Below are 15,947 nucleotides of genomic sequence, written 5' to 3' on the forward strand. Positions count from 1 at the left end.
TCTTGGGGGATCTTGCAGATGTCGTTCCGGCCATCGTTCAAACCTGCCCTTCATCAACTGCTCAAGCTGTCCATTGCAGCGTCGTTGCTCTCGTTCGCCGCCGCGGCGCCGAGCCTTGCGCACGACCACGGCCATGGCGACGATGACGACAGCTACACCATTGGCCTGTGGGGCGACCTGCCCTACTCCACGCTGCAGGCCACCGTCGGCGTGCCGAACCTGATCGCGGACATGAACGCGCACCGGCTGAAGTTCACGGCACATGACGGCGACCTGAAGCAGGGCTCCAACTCGGTGTGTGATGCCGGCCTCTATGCCCAGGCGCTGGCCTATTTCGACAGCCTGGAGGCGCCGGCGATGTTCACGCCGGGCGACAACGACTGGGTCGATTGCGATCGTCCCTCGAATGGCGGCTACAACTCGCGCGACCGGCTCGACTACGAGCGCAAGGTCTTCTTCTCGACGCCGTTCTCGCTCGGTCAGCGCAAGTTGCGCCAGGAGGTGCAGACCGACGCGCTGTGCCTCGGCGCCAACGGCACCAGGGTCGGTTGCGTCGAGAACCGCCGGTGGACCGTCGGCCGCGTGACTTACGCGACCCTGAACATCCAGGGATCCTGCAACAATCTTTGCGACACTAATCCAGATCCGGACGAGTACAACGCACGCAACGCTGCCGTGATCCTCTGGATGCAGCAGACCTTCACCCAGGCCAAGTCGCGCAACGCCGCCGCGGTGATGTTCATCACTCAAGGCAATCCCGGCTGGGACCAGACAGATCCTACGCGCGCGCCGCTGCGCGATCCCAGGACGCTCGCCCAAACCGACGGACAGCCGGACGGCTTCGTCAGCTTCCTGGCCGCGTTGCGCATTGAAGTCGAGGCATTCCGCAAGCCGGTCGCCTACGTCCACGGCGATTCGCACTACTTCCGGGTCGACCAGCCGTTCCTCAGCAGCACCGGACAGCGCCTGGAGAACTTCGTCCGCGTCGAGACGTTTGGCGATAACCAGGGCAACGGCAACAACGACGTCCGCTGGCTCAAGGTCACCGTCGATCCGCGCAGCCGCGACGTGTTCTCATTCCAACCCGTCACCGTGCCCGCGAACCGCACCGCCGTTCCGGCACCAGCTCGCAACTGACGCTCATAGCACGCGCCCAATCGCCCACCGAGCGAGAGGGATCGAACCAGGATCACAAAGCAAGACTTCCGTGGCCGATTGGCCGCGGAAGTCTTCGGAGGGGCACAGCTCGACGGTCCGGCTTCGGGATACTGAGCTGCACTGACGTCGCAAAGCCAATGCCGTTCTGCCGGATAGTGTTTCTGTAAAAAATAAATCTCTTGCCAATTTTCGTAACTCGCGCATCCCGAGAACGGCTCCTCGCTGGAGCCCCCGTGTTGCGCGGCATCCGGTGCCGGAGGCCGACAGCCTCGGTTGTTGACATAGCGCAACCCTCGCTGCCGCCGCTCGCGATACCGATATCCGCGGGGTAGGTATCAGGAGGCCTCCATGAAGACGTTGTTCACGCTCGCTCTCGGCATTGCGGTGATGACGGCCGCATCCGCTTATGCTCAAGGAACCGGTCCCGTCGCGACGCAATGCGCCGCGGACATCCAGAGCCTCTGCTCCGGCAAGCAGCACGGTCAGGGACAGGTTCGCGCCTGCCTCGACTCCCATCGCGACAAGGTCTCCGCCGACTGTCGCGCCGCACTCGACACCACCGGCGGCGGCCAGGGCAAGGGACCGCGGCGCTAGATCATGATGCGATTCCACGGGATCGCACCATGATCCGCCCCCTTCGCTTGAGCATGATCTTTTCGGAAAACCGGCTTCCACTTTTCCGGATCATGCTCTAGGCCAAGTCGCGGGCAACGATCCCTCGACCAGCCGGCGATCCTGTGGCAGATCGGGAGACCCGGCCGATCTGCCACCGTCGGATTCCATGATGTCACCGAAGCAGGATTGGACGCACGCCTTCCCGCCGCTGCGACAGCTGCCCGAGGAGATCTTCGCGCAACTGCGCGAGGCCAGCCTCATCGTCGAGCTCCCCGAGGGCAGCCGCATCTTCGGGCCTGGTCAGGCGCCGGACTCGTTCCTGCTGCTGCTCGACGGGACCATTCGCGTGCAGCAGACCTCGGAGTCCGGCCGCGAGATCGTGCTGTACCGCGTACAGGCGGGAGAAAGCTGCGCCCTGACCACGGCCTGCCTGATGGGCTATGAGGAATACCAGGCAGAGGGCATCGCCGAGACGCAGATCCGCGCCGTGGCGATACCACGTGCGCTGTTCGACCGGCTGATCGCGACCTCGCGCGAATTCCGCCAGTTCGTGTTCACCGCGTTCAGCCGCCGGGTCACCAATCTCTTTCGCGTCATCGAAGAGGTCGCATTCGAGCGCATCGACGTTCGGCTGGCGCAGAAGCTGCTCGAACTCTCTGGAGCGAAGCAGCAGGTCGTCGCCACGCATCAGGATCTCGCCAACGAGCTCGGCAGCGCGCGCGAGGTCGTCAGCCGGCAGCTCAATGAGTTCGCCAGGCGCGGCTGGTTGCGAATAGCTCGCGGAATTGTGGAGATCACCGACCGGCCGGCGCTCGTCCGCCTGGCACAGCATGGCTAGGAGCCGGCTCGACTTCGTGACTTAGTTACAGACCATTGCTCGACGCCGCTCTATCGTTTGCAGCATCGCAACGCCAAAGGGGAGCGTGACATGACACAGAACGTTGGCAAGATCGACCGGCTGCTCAGGATCATCGTCGGACTGGCGGTTCTCAGTCTCACCTTCGTCGGGCCGCAAACGATGTGGGGCCTTCTCGGCCTGATCCCGCTCGGCACCGCCCTGGTCGGCTGGTGCCCGCCCTACGCGCTGCTCGGCATCAACACCTGCGGAACCAAGTCCAGCCCGACGTCTTAGACCGGGCATTACAACAACGAGGCGCGGGCGGCGATGCCGCCCCGAAGCTTCATCGGGGAGCAGCAGCCATGTCCTATCCGATCGATCTCCGCGTGCAGCCCAAGGTGGCCGGCTTCTTCGATCCGGACACCAGCACGATCAGCTATGTGGTGAAGGATCCAGCATCGCCGTCCTGCGCGATCGTGGATCCCGTTCTCGATATCGACTATGCTGCCGGCCGCATCAGCACTCGCTCCGCCGACACGCTGATCGACTATGTCAGGATGAACGGTCTGCAGCCGCAATGGTTGATCGAGACCCACGCGCACGCCGATCATCTCTCGGCCGCGCCCTACATCCAGGACAAGCTCGGCGGCAGGATCGGCATCGGCGAGCACATCCTGACGGTGCAGGAGACGTTCGGCAAAGTGTTCAACGAGGGCACCGAATTTCGCCGCGACGGCAGCCAGTTCGACCGGCTGTTCAAGGATGGCGACACCTATCAAGTCGGGAAGATGACTGCGTTCGTGATGCACACGCCCGGCCACACGCCGGCCTGCGCGACGCATGTGATGGGCGATGCAGCGTTCGTCGGCGACACGCTGTTCATGCCCGATGGCGGCACGGCGCGCGCGGACTTTCCGGGCGGCGATGCGCGCACGCTGTTTCGTTCGATCCGCAGGATTCTCGAGACGCTGCCGCGCGAGACCCGGCTCTTCATGTGCCACGACTACGGCCCTGATGGACGCGAGGTGCGCTGGGAAACGACCGTCGGCGCGGAGCGACTCCACAACATCCACGCACGCGACGGCATGACCGAGGACGCGTTCGTCGCGCTGCGCGAGGCCCGTGACAAGACACTCGGCATGCCGCGGCTGATCATTCCGTCGCTGCAGGTCAACATCCGCGCCGGACATCTTCCTCCCGCCGACGAGAGCGGCAAGACCTTCCTGAAGGTGCCGATCAACGTGCTCTGATCCGGCGGACGGCATCATCGTCAGTTCCACGATCGCAGCGTCACGAAGATGTCAGTTGCCAACCATGGCGGTCACGCGTGACCTGTCTGCACTGGAGAAGAGATCCGAGATGAGGCGATTTGGTCTCAAGATGCCCGCGATGACGCGCCGCCTGGTAGCGGTGCTGCTCGCGCTCGTCATGAGCTTGGCTCCTCTGCTCGGAACGTTCGACGCGACCGCCGCCACCGGCGACGCCGTTGCGCAGAACTGGTCGCGCCCGGCGACGAGCGCTCCGAAACCGTGCCGGAAAGCCGTCCTGCCCGGCACCATCAACTCCTGTCCCTTTGCCGGAGCCGGCCTCACCGCGATCCCGGCAGAAGAGGATGCGACGGCGCAGCCCGTGGCGACGTCCCGGACGCTGGCGTGGCGGTCCTATGAAGAGGCGTTGGCGGCGCAGTGCCAAGCCTCCTCACCCTACCGCCCGCCCTGTCGCCGCTCGTGATGAGCCAGCCGCTCGCGCCTCGCCCCTTGGCGTAACGCGACGGCTTCAACCGACGAATACTCCATATCGATCGCGCATGACGCAAATCGCCGCGAGGCGCCCCTGCCACGGGGCTCGCCGAGCGACCGCAGCGCCATGGCCGCCGCAAACGCGCGATCCGCACGCGGGAGAATCATCATGTTCATTCGTCATCTTGGCCGGCTCGCGCTGCTGCTCGGCGCGCTCCATGTTGCGGCGACGGCCGCAGATGCGGCCGAGCCGAGACCTCAGCCGAACCTCGACACGCGGCTGCTGGTCGGCGAGGTCGCACGCGCTGACGACGGTGCCGTCACCGCGTGGGCTGGGCTCGACGTCCGGCTCGGCGCCGGCTGGCACACCTATTGGCGCTCACCGGGCGAGGCCGGCGCGCCACCGCAGTTCGACTGGAGCGGCTCGCGCAACGTCGCCGACGTCACCGTCGAATGGCCGGCGCCCCGCCGCTTCAGCGAGCAGGACATCGACACGTTCGGCTACGACGAACACGTGCTGTTCCCGCTGCAGGTGCGGCTGCAGGACGGAACGGCGCCCGCGCATCTCACGCTGAAGGCCGTCCTGTTCGTCTGCTCCACCATCTGCACCCAGCAGGAAATGAAGCTCGAGGCCGACATCGCCGCCGCCTCGCACCGGCCGAACGATCAGGCGCTGATCGACGCATGGCGGCAGAGCGTCCCTCGCGAGACCGCACCCGGCCTTTCGATCACGGCGTTGCGCATCGTGCGCCAGCCCAAGCCGCAATTGCTGATCGAAGCGCAGGCGACGCCGCCGCTGGCCGCGCCCGACGTGTTCCTCGACGGCGACGACGCGGTGTCCGGCGGTCGCGCGCAGGTAAGTCCGACGGCGGACGGCGGCGTGCGCATCATGGTGCCGGTGCAAGGGCTCGATCAGGCGAGCCCGTCGCATCCGCTGCGGGTCACGCTGGTCGACGGGGACCGTGCGATCGAAGCCGGGCTCCCCGTGAATGCAGCTGCGAGCGCACCACCTGCCGCAAAGACGGCGGGCGCGGCAGCGCCGCCGGCCTCGATCTGGGCGATCCTCGGCGTGGCCCTGCTCGGCGGCTTCATCCTCAATTTCATGCCCTGCGTGTTTCCGGTGCTGTCGCTGAAGCTCGTCTCGCTGGTCGATCACGATCCTGCCCACGCGCCTTCGCCGCGTCCAGCCTTCCTGGCGACGGCCGCCGGCATCGTTGCCTCCTTCGTGAGCCTCGCCGCCGTCCTCTCGGGACTCAAGGCAGCCGGGGCCCAGGTCGGCTGGGGACTACAATTCCAACAGCCCGCCTTCCTGGTCGCGATGATCGTCGTGCTCGCTGCGTTCGGCGCCAACCTGCTCGGCCTGTTCGAGATCAACCTGCCCTGGTGGATCGCCGGCCGCCTCGGCAACGCCTCCGGCCGCAACACGATGGCCGGTCACGCGCTCAACGGCTTCGTCATGACGCTGCTGGCAACGCCGTGCTCGGCCCCCTTCGTTGGCACCGCGGTCGCGTTCGCGCTGTCGCAGGCGGCCCCGCAGATCCTGTTGGTGTTCGCTGCGCTCGGCCTGGGAATGGCGGCACCGTATCTCGGCCTGGCAGCAGCGCCGCGTCTCGCCGCGCTGTTCCCGCGGCCGGGACGCTGGATGCTGAAGCTGCGTGCCCTTGCAGCGCTGGCGATGGCGGCAACGGCGCTATGGCTGCTGATCGTGCTCGCCGACATCAGCGGCCCGACGCCAGCGATGATCGTCGCAGCAGCGCTGCTGGTGCCTGCGCTCGTCATGACCGCGCGTCGTGCTCGGTTGCGGCAGACGCTGGCCGGAGCCGGTCTCGCCGTCAGCATCGGGCTCGCGCTGATCGCCGCGACGCGTGTGACGCAGCCGGACGCCGCAGGCCAGCCGGCCCGCATCGCCTGGCAGCCGCTGGTGCCCGCTGACGTCGCGACGCGGGTCCAGGCCGGCCACACCGTATTCGTCGACATCGGCGCCAGCTGGTGCCTCACCTGCAAGGTCAATGAGAAGCTCGTGCTCGACAGCGCCGCCGTGCGCACGCGGCTCGCCTCGGGTGTCATCGCCCTCAGGGCGGACTGGACCTCCCCCAGCGATACGATCGCAAGCTATCTCCGATCGTTCGGCCGCTACGGCCTGCCGTTCAACGTCGTGTTCGGCCCCGGCGCTCCCGGCGGCATTCTGCTCCCCGAGCTGTTGACCCCGCAGATCGTGCTCGACGCCATCGACACCGCATCGACCATTCCTCAACCGGAGAACCACAAGACATGACCAGGACAACATTCGCCGCGTCGCTCGCAACGCTGCTGCTGCTCGCAGCCGCCATGCTGCCGCTCCAGGCCCGCGCCGAGGACGACGACGGCGACATTCTGAGCGAGGCGCGCATCCTGCGCGATCCCGCCATTCCCGTTCTCGGCAACGCCGCTGGCGACATCACGATCGTCGAGTATTTCGACTATCAATGTCCGTATTGCCGCAAGATCAGCCCGGACCTCGCCAAGGTCGTGCGCGACGATGGTCATGTCCGTCTCGTCTTCAAGGACTGGCCGATCTTCGGCGGCCCCTCGATCTACGCCGCCCGAATGACGCTGGCGGCGAAGTACCAGGACAAGTTCGCCGAAGCCCACGAGGCGCTGATCTCGCTCAACGAAAAGCTCTCCGAGGCCAAGGTCGACGCGGCGCTCTCTGCAGCCGGGATCGACCTCGCGCGCGCCAAGGCCGATCTCACCGCCAAAGGCGGCGAGATCGATGCTGTGCTTGCCCGCAACCACGAGCAGGCCATGGGCCTCGGCTTCCAAGGCACCCCGGCCTTCATCATCGGCCGCTTCCGCGTGCCCGGCGCCCCCAACGCCCAAGCCTTCAAGCAAGCCATCGCAGATGCGCGGAAGGCGGCGGCGTCCACGAAATGAGCCGGCTTACCGGACTCACGCCGCCCGGATGTGAGCCAGGAACTGGTCGACCTCGCCGCGCAGCCGCGTCGACTGCTGGGCCAGTTCACCGGCCGCCGACAACACCTCGTTGGCGGCATGGCCGGTCTGCACGACGCCCGACGTGACGCCGGCGATGTTGCGCGTGACGTCCTGGGTCTTGCCGGCGACGAGGTTCACGTTGCCGGCAATCTCGCGGGTCGCCGCGTCCTGCTGCGCGACGGATGAGGCGATGATGGTCGAGATCTCGTCGACCTCCTGGATCGTGGCGCAGATCAGGCCGATGCTCTGAACGGCGGCCGCGGTTTCGGCCTGCACCGCGGCGATCTGGGCGCCGATCTCCTCGGTCGCCCTGGCGGTCTGGGTTGCCAGCGTCTTCACCTCGCTGGCGACGACGGCGAATCCCCTGCCGGACTCGCCGGCGCGCGCCGCCTCGATGGTCGCATTCAGCGCCAGCAGATTGGTCTGGCTGGCGATCTGGTTGATGAGCGCAACCACCTCGCTGATCTTGCTGGCCGCGATGTTGAGCCGCTGCACCTTGTCGTTGGACTGCTGTCCCTCGTCCGCGGCCTTGCGAACCACCGTCGACGCGCGCTCGAGAGTCTTGCTGATCTCGTTCATCGACGACGACAGCTCCTCGGCGGCCGAGGCCACGGTGTTCACGTTGTCGGACGCGGAGCCGCACGCCTGCGACACGGTCAGGGCCTGCTGCTTCGACTGGTCGATCGTGCTCGACATCGAGCGCGCTGTCGCCTCCATCTCGATGGCCGCAGCCGACACGGCGTCGACGACGCCCCGCACACTGGCCTCGAACCGGTCGGCCACCTCCATCATCACGCGACGCCGGTCCTCCTCGGCACGGGCCTGCGCTTTCTCCTGCTCCCCCTGCAGATCTCTCATCCGAATGGCGTTGTCCCTGAACACCGAAACGGCGCGCGCCATCTGTCCGACCTCGTCGGCGCGCTGGGCAGCTGGAACGCGGACATCCAGGTTGCCGTCGGCGAGCTCGCGCATGGCGCTCGTCATCTGAACGATGGGTCGAGAGATGCCGCGGGCGATCAACAGGCCCGCGAGGGCGATCAGGACGAGACCGGCGAGCGTCATTCCGATCATGATGGCGCCGGCGCGATTGCGGGCCTGGATGAACTCGCTGTTGTCCATGACGATCTCGACCGCGCCGATCGGCTTGCCGGAGAAGTCCTTGATCGGACCCAGCAGTGCGACAACGGGCACGCCCTTGAGCTCCCCCTGGCGCGACAGGAAGCTGCCGGAAGTGGCCTGCCGATAGTCGCCGTTCGCGAAGAAGGACGTCTCCCCGATCGTCGTCGCAAACAGCTTGAAGGCCGCATCGCCGGCCAGGCGGAACGCGACATCAACATTGCGACTGCGCTTGAATTCGTCGAAGAAGCCTTGTCCGAAGGTCAGGCCGAACTCGACCGAACCGAGATGCTTGCCGGCAGAGACGATCGGCACCACGCCGCGGAGCCCGAGGCCGGCAACGCCACCCTCGAGCCCGACGATCGGCTTGCGATCGGTGTTGGCGGCCACCACCGTCTTGCGGAAGCTCGACAGATCGTCGCCGAACTTGGCCGGCTGGTGCACGCGGAGGAACGACATCGCCGGCGGGGTATGAAACTGAAACTGGTCGACGCCATAATCGGACTTCAGGCTCGCCATGCCCGCGCCAAACAGCCGCATCAAGGCGTCCCGGTCGTTCTGCGCCATGGCATCCTGGACGGCGGGAATCTTGGCGACCACCGCGCTCATGGCCTCCGCGCGGGTCGACTCCAGCTGCAAACGCGAATTGAACGCATCATATTGGGCGTGGAGCTCGCGCTCATTGGCCCGGTCGATAATGCCGCCGATGATCCACATGGCGACCAGCAGCACGAACAAGGCCGTCACAGCGGCGCCGATCACCAGAGAAAAGGTGATCCTGCTTCTCAAGCCCACAAACTTCAACATGCAATCCTCGAGCTCTGACCGGTGCTCGAGTATTGCAGCGCTGCAACTAATTAATCCTGAATAAGTCAGCCAATATTTCTAACTAACAGGACCAGATGGGCAGCGAGGCGACCGTCGACACTCCCGCCCCTGCTCCGTTCTCGCGTCGCAACTTCTTTTAGTTGCACCTACCCGTCGATTCAACTTGAAAAGAACGACACTCGGCGCCTGACGGAGCCGAGTGTCCGACAGATTGGACAGAGCCTAGGCGACGGGACCGCCATGCGCACGCCAGCGGCTCATGCCGCCAGCATAGTGGCGGATGTCCTGCCGTCCTGCCGACAGCGCCCGCCGCAGCGCGGTCGCCGAACGACCACCGGCCTGGCAAATCAGGACCACCGGCTTGTCGTGCACGAGGTTGTCCGGGTCGAAGCGCGACAGCGGATGATTGACGGCGCCCGGAATGTGGCCGCTCTTGAACTCGTGCGGCTCCCGGACGTCGACGATCACGCAGCTACGCTGCTGATGCGCGCGTACCAGTTCGTCATGCTCGATGGCCGGCACGCTGGTCGATCCGGTCAGCTTGTTGAACAATCCTGCAAGCATTGGAAGAACCTCTCAACTGTTGACGATAGGGCGGTCGAATGAATGCCTAGCCCTGCGCCCGCTTCGCCTTGGCCTCGGATGCTTCGACCCAGAAGAAGAACGCCCCTGCACCGATCGCGAGCGCGGCAAACCAGACGCCATCCGGCACGCCGGTGATGTCGGGCAGCCGCACCTTGCCGAGCGACCAGACATTGAGGATGTGGGCCTTCACCCAGTCGAAGCTCAGCGCATAGAGGATCGCGCCGGCAATCATGCCGAACGCGCCGACGGCGGCATGCACGCTACCGCTGGCGATGGCGCCGAGCGCGGTGCCCGGGCAGTAGCCGTAGACGACCATGCCGATGCCGAACAGTGCTGCGCCGAGCGCCACCGCCAGCATGTTGGCGTCCTTGACGTAGTATTTGGTATTTCCGGTATCGACCAGCAGCAGCACACCGATGCCCCCGACCACGATCGCGGTGCCCATCACCTTCAGGACGGTGAAGTCGCGCAGCCGGAACTGGTTCTCGATCACGTTGCAGCTCGTGACCTTGCCTTGCTGCAGCAGATAGCCGAACACGGCGCCCATCAGGATCGGTCCGGCGATGCTCATCAATGACGTCATGACCTTTCTCCCTCTCAAGTCTTCCGGAACATCAGGCGCGACACGATCAGGCCGGTCGCGAACATCACCGCGAGGAACAGCCAGCTCGACAGCGCCAGTTGCAGCCCGCCGGAAATGCCGTGCCCGCTGGTGCAGCCGCCGGCCAGCCGCGCGCCATACATGATGACGATGCCGCCGAGAAACGCGGCGACGAAGCGCTTGAGCACCGACGGACCAAAGCGCTCCTTCCAGACCTCCGGCACCAGTTCGAGGCGCCACGTCCCCGAGATGACCGCCGACAGGAACGCGCCAAGCGGAATGCCGATTAGGAACCAGACGCCATAGTCCCATTTCAGTGGCATCGATTTCCAGTAGCTGTTGGCGGCGACGGCCTCGGATCCGATCACCGGCGCGGCGAACAGCGACGCGATGCGCGAAAACGCGGTCGTCACGCCGAGCGGGTCGCCGAACCCGGCAAACGCCACCCAGCTGAGGATGCCGATGCCGGCGCCGACCAGATAAGGCGACCAGTCAATGCGACCGGACTTGCCCAGATCCTTGACCATGACGTCATTCATCATTGCCACGACGGGTCCTCCCTGCTGACGCGGCCCTGCGCCGCGAACGACTTACCCAATTATATGCATATATTCGAATTTCCGCAATTATTATTCGGGCCGTGCCGAGACATGAAACGGCGGGCTCTGCGGCGGCCTGACTGCAACGAAAAGGCGGCATTGGCGAATTCGGTGACCGTAGCCCCGGAGCGAGTCGCGGCGGAGCATGATCCACCACGGCCCACGCTCTGTTCACGTCGGCGCATCTCGCAAGCCCATCGTCCCGCGCGCCCCGGTCGCGCAGCCTGCCGCGGCCACGCGAGACGTCATCGTAAATGGGCTCACCGGCCAGCGCAGAAGCGATGGCCGGTGAGTGGTGAACGGACCTGCGCACCTGTCCGGCAGTCTCCGGACGCAGGACCGCGAATGGCGGCGAGATCCGATCTGCGCCGCGCAGTCGCTGCGAGTCGTCCTAGGCAGCTCTCACTCCGGCGATGAACCTCTTCACTTCCATGCTCAGTCTGGCACTGTCGTCGGCCAGCGATTTCGCGGCGGACAGCACCTGGGAAGCGGCGGTTCCGGTATCCACGGCGCCGCGCTGCACATCTGCAACGTTGGCTGAGACCTGCTGCGTTCCTGAAGCCGCGTGCTGGACGTTACGCGATATCTCCTGCGTGGCAGCACCCTGCTGCTCCACGGCGGACGCGATCGTGGACGAGATCTCCTGCAATTTCTCGATCGTGATGCTGATGTCGCGGATCGCACCGACGGACTGCTGGGTCGCGGACTGGATGCCGGATATCTGCTGGCCGATCTCGCCCGTGGCCCTCGCCGTCTGCTCGGCCAGCGCCTTGACCTCGGATGCGACCACCGCAAATCCGCGGCCGGCTTCCCCAGCGCGCGCGGCCTCGATCGTCGCATTCAGCGCGAGCAGATTGGTCTGTCCAGCAATCGTATTGATGAGTTCGACGACGTCGCCAATACGGGCAGCAGACTTCGAGAGCTCGCTGACCTGCTCATTGGTCTTGCGAGCCTGCGCAACCGCCTCATTGGCCATCCGGGCCGAATCCTGGACTTGCCTGCTGATCTCGTTGACGGATGCGGACAGCTCCTCGGTCGCAGATGCCACCGACTGCACATTGGTGCAGGCTTCCTCGCTGGCCGCGGTGACGGACGTGGCCAGGTCCTGTGCGCGGCCCGCCGTATGGGTGAGCCCACCGGCGTGACCTTCCAACGCGCTCGATGCCGTGGAGACGGTTTCGACGATCTCACCGACCACAGCCTCGAAGCGGCCGGTGATCTCGTCGAGTCTTCGGCTGCGCTCCAGTTTCACCTCTGCCTCTTTCGAAGCGATATCGTCGGCCCGCTTCTTCGCAATCAAGGCGGTCTTGAAGACCTCCAGCGCGTCGGCCATCATGCCCACTTCCGTCTTTTGGCCGCGATAGGGAATCTCCGTCGTCAGGTTGCCCTCGCCGAGCGCCTGCATGGGCCTGATGATCGAAGCGATGCACCGGGAAATGTCGCGAATGAACCAGCTTCCGATCCCGATGCCGGCGAGAACGGCAAGGACGATGACAGCCGACATCAATGCAAACGCCTCGGCATATCCATCCGCGGCGATCTTCGTCTCGGCGTCGGCGCCACGATTGTTGAGGTCAATCAGCTTTCGAAGATACTCGTCCGACTGATTGGCGACGCTCCGGACCGTCTTGTTGAACAGGTCGCTCGCCTGCTTGGTCGCGTTGCCGTTCCCTGCGCGCAGCACCTCGAGCACGCCATCGGCAGTCTTGACATATTGCTCCCAGCCCCGCGACCAGCTCTCGAACAGGCTGCGCTCCTCGGCCGACGAGATCATCGCCTCATAGGAGCGGCGCGCCGTCGCGATCACGGCGAGGGTTGCCTTCATGTTGCGGTCGAGATTGTCCCTCTCCTCAGTCGTGTCAGCCGTCATGTAGGCCCGGAGCTGGGCCCGATTGAGGTTGATCGCGGAACGCAGCTCGCCGAGCACACGCACGCTCGGCAGCCAGTTCTTGGCGATCTGTTCGGTATGCGTGTTGATCGTCTGCATGCCGCGGACGGCCAGCAATCCGACGATGGTCATCGCCACCAACAGCAGCGCAATGACGGCCGCCATTTTTGCTCGAATGGAGAGTTGCGACATCTCGCGTGCCTTTCGTCGTCCGGCGCTTCGTATCGGTCCGCCGCACAATTGCGCCGTCCGCCTCGCGACGGTAACACCCGACCTTCGCAAATTTGGTTAACGGCGAGGATCTCCGGACTGCGACCTATCAACGTCATTGTCCCGTTGATAGTTGATCGGCATGCACTGCTCGGGGCGAGCCGCGGACGATGCGATGTACGCTCCTGCGTAAACGACGCAAAGACGGGGTCTTCGGACGCAGCATTCCCGACGCCGCCTGGCAGAAGCAGTCTCGCTTCCGGACGATGCCTCACGAAGGCATGACGGAGGGCGACTGAGCCGGACTCTGCACTGGCTTGGCCGCGAACAGCCAGCGGTCGACGACGAGATCGGTCACGCCCGCGCCCAGCCACATGCCGCCGAGCACGATCCAGGCCGTCAGCGCGAACACCGATGCCCCGGTCACGCCGGCTCCGACGGCGCAGCCGCCGGCCAGCATCGCTCCAAATCCCATGAGAACGGCGCCGATCAGATAACGTCGCATGCCCCGGCCGTCCGAGAAGCCTTCGAGGTTGAGCTCGCCCGCCAGCGCGGCGGCGATGAACGAACCGATAAACACGCCCGGGATGATGCCGAGGTCGAAACCCGGCTTCAGCTGCGGGCTGGCGAGCACCTGCATCAGGAGCTCGGCGGAAGGGCCGCTGAAGGTCAGACTTTTCAGCGGCACCGGCGCGAACGAGGCCTGCCCGAGCTGATAAGTCAGCAGCCAGCCGGCGGCGACTGCGACGCCCGCGCCAACGGCCGAGCGCAGGATCTTGGCACCGACCTGAAACTTCGACACCGCGGCGAGACCGGCCAGGAACCAGAGCATGCCGAAGCCGAGCTTCTCCGGCGTGCCGCCGCCGAACACGCTCATGATGTCGCGCGACGGTCCGCCATCGACGAGCCAGAGATTGGTGAGCCACTCACGTAACGGGGAGAGCAGGCCGTGATAGGCGGACTGCGCCGTCACCGCGAAGATCAAGCCTGAGAGCAGCGCCCGCAGATTGCCGTTGGCGGAGAGCACCAGAAGCCGGCTGGCACAGCCGCGCGCCAGGATCATGCCGCAGCCGAACAGGATGCCGCCGATCATCGCGCCGGAGATGCTGCCCTGCTGCGCCAGTTGGCGCGCTTCCGAGACGTCGAGCAGGCCCATCGCCACCAGCGCCTGGGTGCCAAGCAGCGCCGAAGCGAAGGTGAGGAGCCACACCGCCAGCCGCGGACCGCCCTGCCCGCGCGCGAACTCGACGGTAGCTGCGCGCAGACAGAAGCGGCTGCGCTGGGCGAAGAAGCCGAACGCGCCGCCGACCGCGAGCCCGCCCAGCAGCGACACCAGCTCCTCACCCAGAAGGTCGATCAATGCGGTGAGCACGGGCGCTCTCGTGGTTCAGGTCCGCCGCTCAACGCACCGGCGGCATCGGCAAGAACGCACGCGCCCGTCACGGGCGCAGATAGGCATAGCCGCTCTGCTGCAGCTCGGTGAGGCGCACCACCCCGCCCTTCTCCGCCACTGCAAAGCCGGGCAGGAGATCGTCGAGCTTCACCCCCTGCGCCTTCATGGTGTTGGCACAGGCCTCGAAGCCGACGCCAGCCTTCATCAGCCGCTCAGCCAGAGCCGATATGGTCTGGTCGGCCGAGATCGCGTGAAAGGCGCGCAGACCCGGTCCGTGGATCACCAGCCGGATGTCGGCGCGCCCCGGCCCGCCGGTGCCATCGACGTGGTTCTGGAGGTTGCCCAGAACGAACAGCGCGCGGTCCTGATCGGCGAGATGATAGGCGACGCGCTGGCGCGGAGACTCGGTCGCGGCCTGAGCACTGCCGACACCTATCATTCCGAACAGGCCGGCAAGACCGGCTTGCATCAAAGATCGTCGTTCCATGGGCTACTCCTAACGCGCGGCTGCGATGAATCCTGCGATGCGATCCGCGGCATCCTCGGCGGCGAGATCGCGAAAGAAGTGATCGGCATCATCGATCGTCTCCAGCCGGACACGACTGCCGGCACGCGCGGCCAGCGGCGCGAACGATGCGGCCACGTCCGGGACGGTCTTGTCTTCCGCGGCCGCTAGCACCAGGACCGGCACTCTGACGTCCGCGATCAGCGCCGCCGTGTCCTGGCGCCGGTCGGCGTGGTAGAACGCAGCGAAGGCGCGCGCGGTCACCTTGGCGTCGCGGCAATAGATGAAACCCGGTACCGACATCCACTCGCCGCCACGCCCCGAAGACACAGCAGCTTCAGCCTTGTCGAGCAGCGGCGCCAGAGGCTGGCCATAACGCTCCGCATAGGCGGCCTTCAGACTGGACTCGATGCCCACAGTGGCAGGCGCCAGCAGGATCGCGCCCTCAATGGCGGCTTTCGGATTGGCGATCAGATAGCGTGCGAGCTGATTGGCGCCGCGCGAATGCCCGAGCACGAAAATGCGCGACGAGGTCTGGCGCGCCTCGGCGAGCCAGGCAGCGATCTCTTCGATCGCATCATCCGGCGCGTAGTCATGCGGCTTCGCACAATCGTACATGCCGGTGCGGCGATCCAGCCCGAGCACGAGGTTGTGCGCGAGCGAGGCGATGCCACGCTCCGCCAGCGCCTTCGACAGGCCCTGGATGGTTTCCATGTCCTTGTGGGCGAGCGTGCCGTGCGTCATCAGCACCAGCGGCACATCAGGCGCCGACCGCGCCGGCAGCCTGAGCGTGCCGAGCGCCGTGCGGCCGCCGATCACGAGTTCGCGCGGCTCCTCCGCGGCCAGCGCGACCGAGGCAGAGAGACAGACGACAAGAGCGAGCCACCACCGCATCGCAG

Annotated in this window: 16 protein-coding genes; 8 read left to right on the forward strand and 8 right to left on the reverse strand. The window is 65.8% G+C overall.

All coding sequences use genetic code 11. From position 1 onward, the window contains the following. Window positions 1-18: 18 nt before the first annotated feature. From QX108_RS32350 to QX108_RS32385, 8 genes are all read left to right on the forward strand, one after another. Window positions 19-1,137, forward strand: a complete 1,119-nt coding sequence (locus tag QX108_RS32350; RefSeq protein ID WP_315784209.1) for a hypothetical protein — start codon at window positions 19-21, stop codon at window positions 1,135-1,137. Window positions 1,138-1,506: 369 nt separating this feature from the next. Further along, complete coding sequence (locus QX108_RS32355) at window positions 1,507-1,752, forward strand: cysteine rich repeat-containing protein (protein ID WP_315784207.1); 246 nt, start codon at window positions 1,507-1,509, stop codon at window positions 1,750-1,752. Window positions 1,753-1,942: 190 nt separating this feature from the next. Continuing rightward, entirely contained in the window at window positions 1,943-2,611 is a 669-nt protein-coding gene (locus QX108_RS32360) for a Crp/Fnr family transcriptional regulator (protein ID WP_315721975.1), read from the forward strand. Window positions 2,612-2,701: 90 nt separating this feature from the next. Beyond that, window positions 2,702-2,905, forward strand: a complete 204-nt coding sequence (locus tag QX108_RS32365) for a DUF2892 domain-containing protein (RefSeq protein WP_315721976.1) — start codon at window positions 2,702-2,704, stop codon at window positions 2,903-2,905. Window positions 2,906-2,973: 68 nt separating this feature from the next. Further along, a complete protein-coding gene (locus QX108_RS32370; protein WP_315721977.1) occupies window positions 2,974-3,861 on the forward strand; it encodes an MBL fold metallo-hydrolase in 888 nt (295 codons plus the stop codon). Between the two features lie 109 nt (window positions 3,862-3,970). Beyond that, complete coding sequence (locus QX108_RS32375) at window positions 3,971-4,342, forward strand: hypothetical protein (RefSeq protein ID WP_315799634.1); 372 nt, start codon at window positions 3,971-3,973, stop codon at window positions 4,340-4,342. Window positions 4,343-4,519: 177 nt separating this feature from the next. After that, the gene (locus QX108_RS32380; protein WP_315784202.1) at window positions 4,520-6,625 is read left to right on the forward strand and encodes a protein-disulfide reductase DsbD family protein; all 2,106 of its coding nucleotides are present in this window, start codon (window positions 4,520-4,522) and stop codon (window positions 6,623-6,625) included. Continuing rightward, window positions 6,622-7,263, forward strand: coding sequence for a DsbA family protein (locus QX108_RS32385; protein WP_315784200.1), 642 nt, complete (start codon window positions 6,622-6,624; stop codon window positions 7,261-7,263). The genes QX108_RS32380 and QX108_RS32385 overlap by 4 nt, the downstream gene beginning before the upstream one ends. A gap of 15 nt (window positions 7,264-7,278) precedes the next feature. Here QX108_RS32385 and QX108_RS32390 read toward each other — a convergent pair whose 3' ends face one another. The 8 genes from QX108_RS32390 to QX108_RS32425 all read right to left on the reverse strand — a co-directional run bounded on the left by QX108_RS32390 (window position 7,279) and on the right by QX108_RS32425 (window position 15,942). Continuing rightward, entirely contained in the window at window positions 7,279-9,246 is a 1,968-nt protein-coding gene (locus QX108_RS32390) for a methyl-accepting chemotaxis protein (RefSeq protein ID WP_315784198.1), read from the reverse strand. Window positions 9,247-9,489: 243 nt separating this feature from the next. After that, entirely contained in the window at window positions 9,490-9,831 is a 342-nt protein-coding gene (locus QX108_RS32395) for a rhodanese-like domain-containing protein (protein WP_315721982.1), read from the reverse strand. Window positions 9,832-9,877: 46 nt separating this feature from the next. Then, on the reverse strand, window positions 9,878-10,435 hold the full coding sequence (locus QX108_RS32400; RefSeq protein WP_172113115.1) for a YeeE/YedE thiosulfate transporter family protein: 558 nt from the start codon (window positions 10,433-10,435) through the stop codon (window positions 9,878-9,880). Window positions 10,436-10,449: 14 nt separating this feature from the next. Further along, window positions 10,450-10,992 carry a YeeE/YedE thiosulfate transporter family protein gene (locus tag QX108_RS32405; RefSeq protein ID WP_315784580.1) on the reverse strand — a complete coding sequence of 181 codons (543 nt, stop codon included), beginning with the start codon at window positions 10,990-10,992 and terminating at the stop codon, window positions 10,450-10,452. Between the two features lie 451 nt (window positions 10,993-11,443). Next, window positions 11,444-13,132: a methyl-accepting chemotaxis protein gene (locus QX108_RS32410; protein ID WP_315799636.1), complete on the reverse strand. Its 1,689-nt coding sequence runs from the start codon at window positions 13,130-13,132 to the stop codon at window positions 11,444-11,446. 289 nt (window positions 13,133-13,421) lie between these two features. Continuing rightward, entirely contained in the window at window positions 13,422-14,522 is a 1,101-nt protein-coding gene (locus QX108_RS32415) for a YeeE/YedE family protein (RefSeq protein ID WP_315784195.1), read from the reverse strand. 67 nt (window positions 14,523-14,589) lie between these two features. After that, on the reverse strand, window positions 14,590-15,030 hold the full coding sequence (locus tag QX108_RS32420; RefSeq protein ID WP_315784193.1) for a DsrE family protein: 441 nt from the start codon (window positions 15,028-15,030) through the stop codon (window positions 14,590-14,592). A 9-nt stretch (window positions 15,031-15,039) separates the two neighbouring features. Next, window positions 15,040-15,942 carry an alpha/beta hydrolase gene (locus QX108_RS32425; RefSeq protein ID WP_315784191.1) on the reverse strand — a complete coding sequence of 301 codons (903 nt, stop codon included), beginning with the start codon at window positions 15,940-15,942 and terminating at the stop codon, window positions 15,040-15,042. Between the last annotated feature and the right edge of the window lie 5 nt (window positions 15,943-15,947).

Source organism: Bradyrhizobium sp. SZCCHNR1002, from assembly GCF_032381435.1.
GTDB lineage: Bacteria > Pseudomonadota > Alphaproteobacteria > Rhizobiales > Xanthobacteraceae > Bradyrhizobium > Bradyrhizobium aeschynomenes.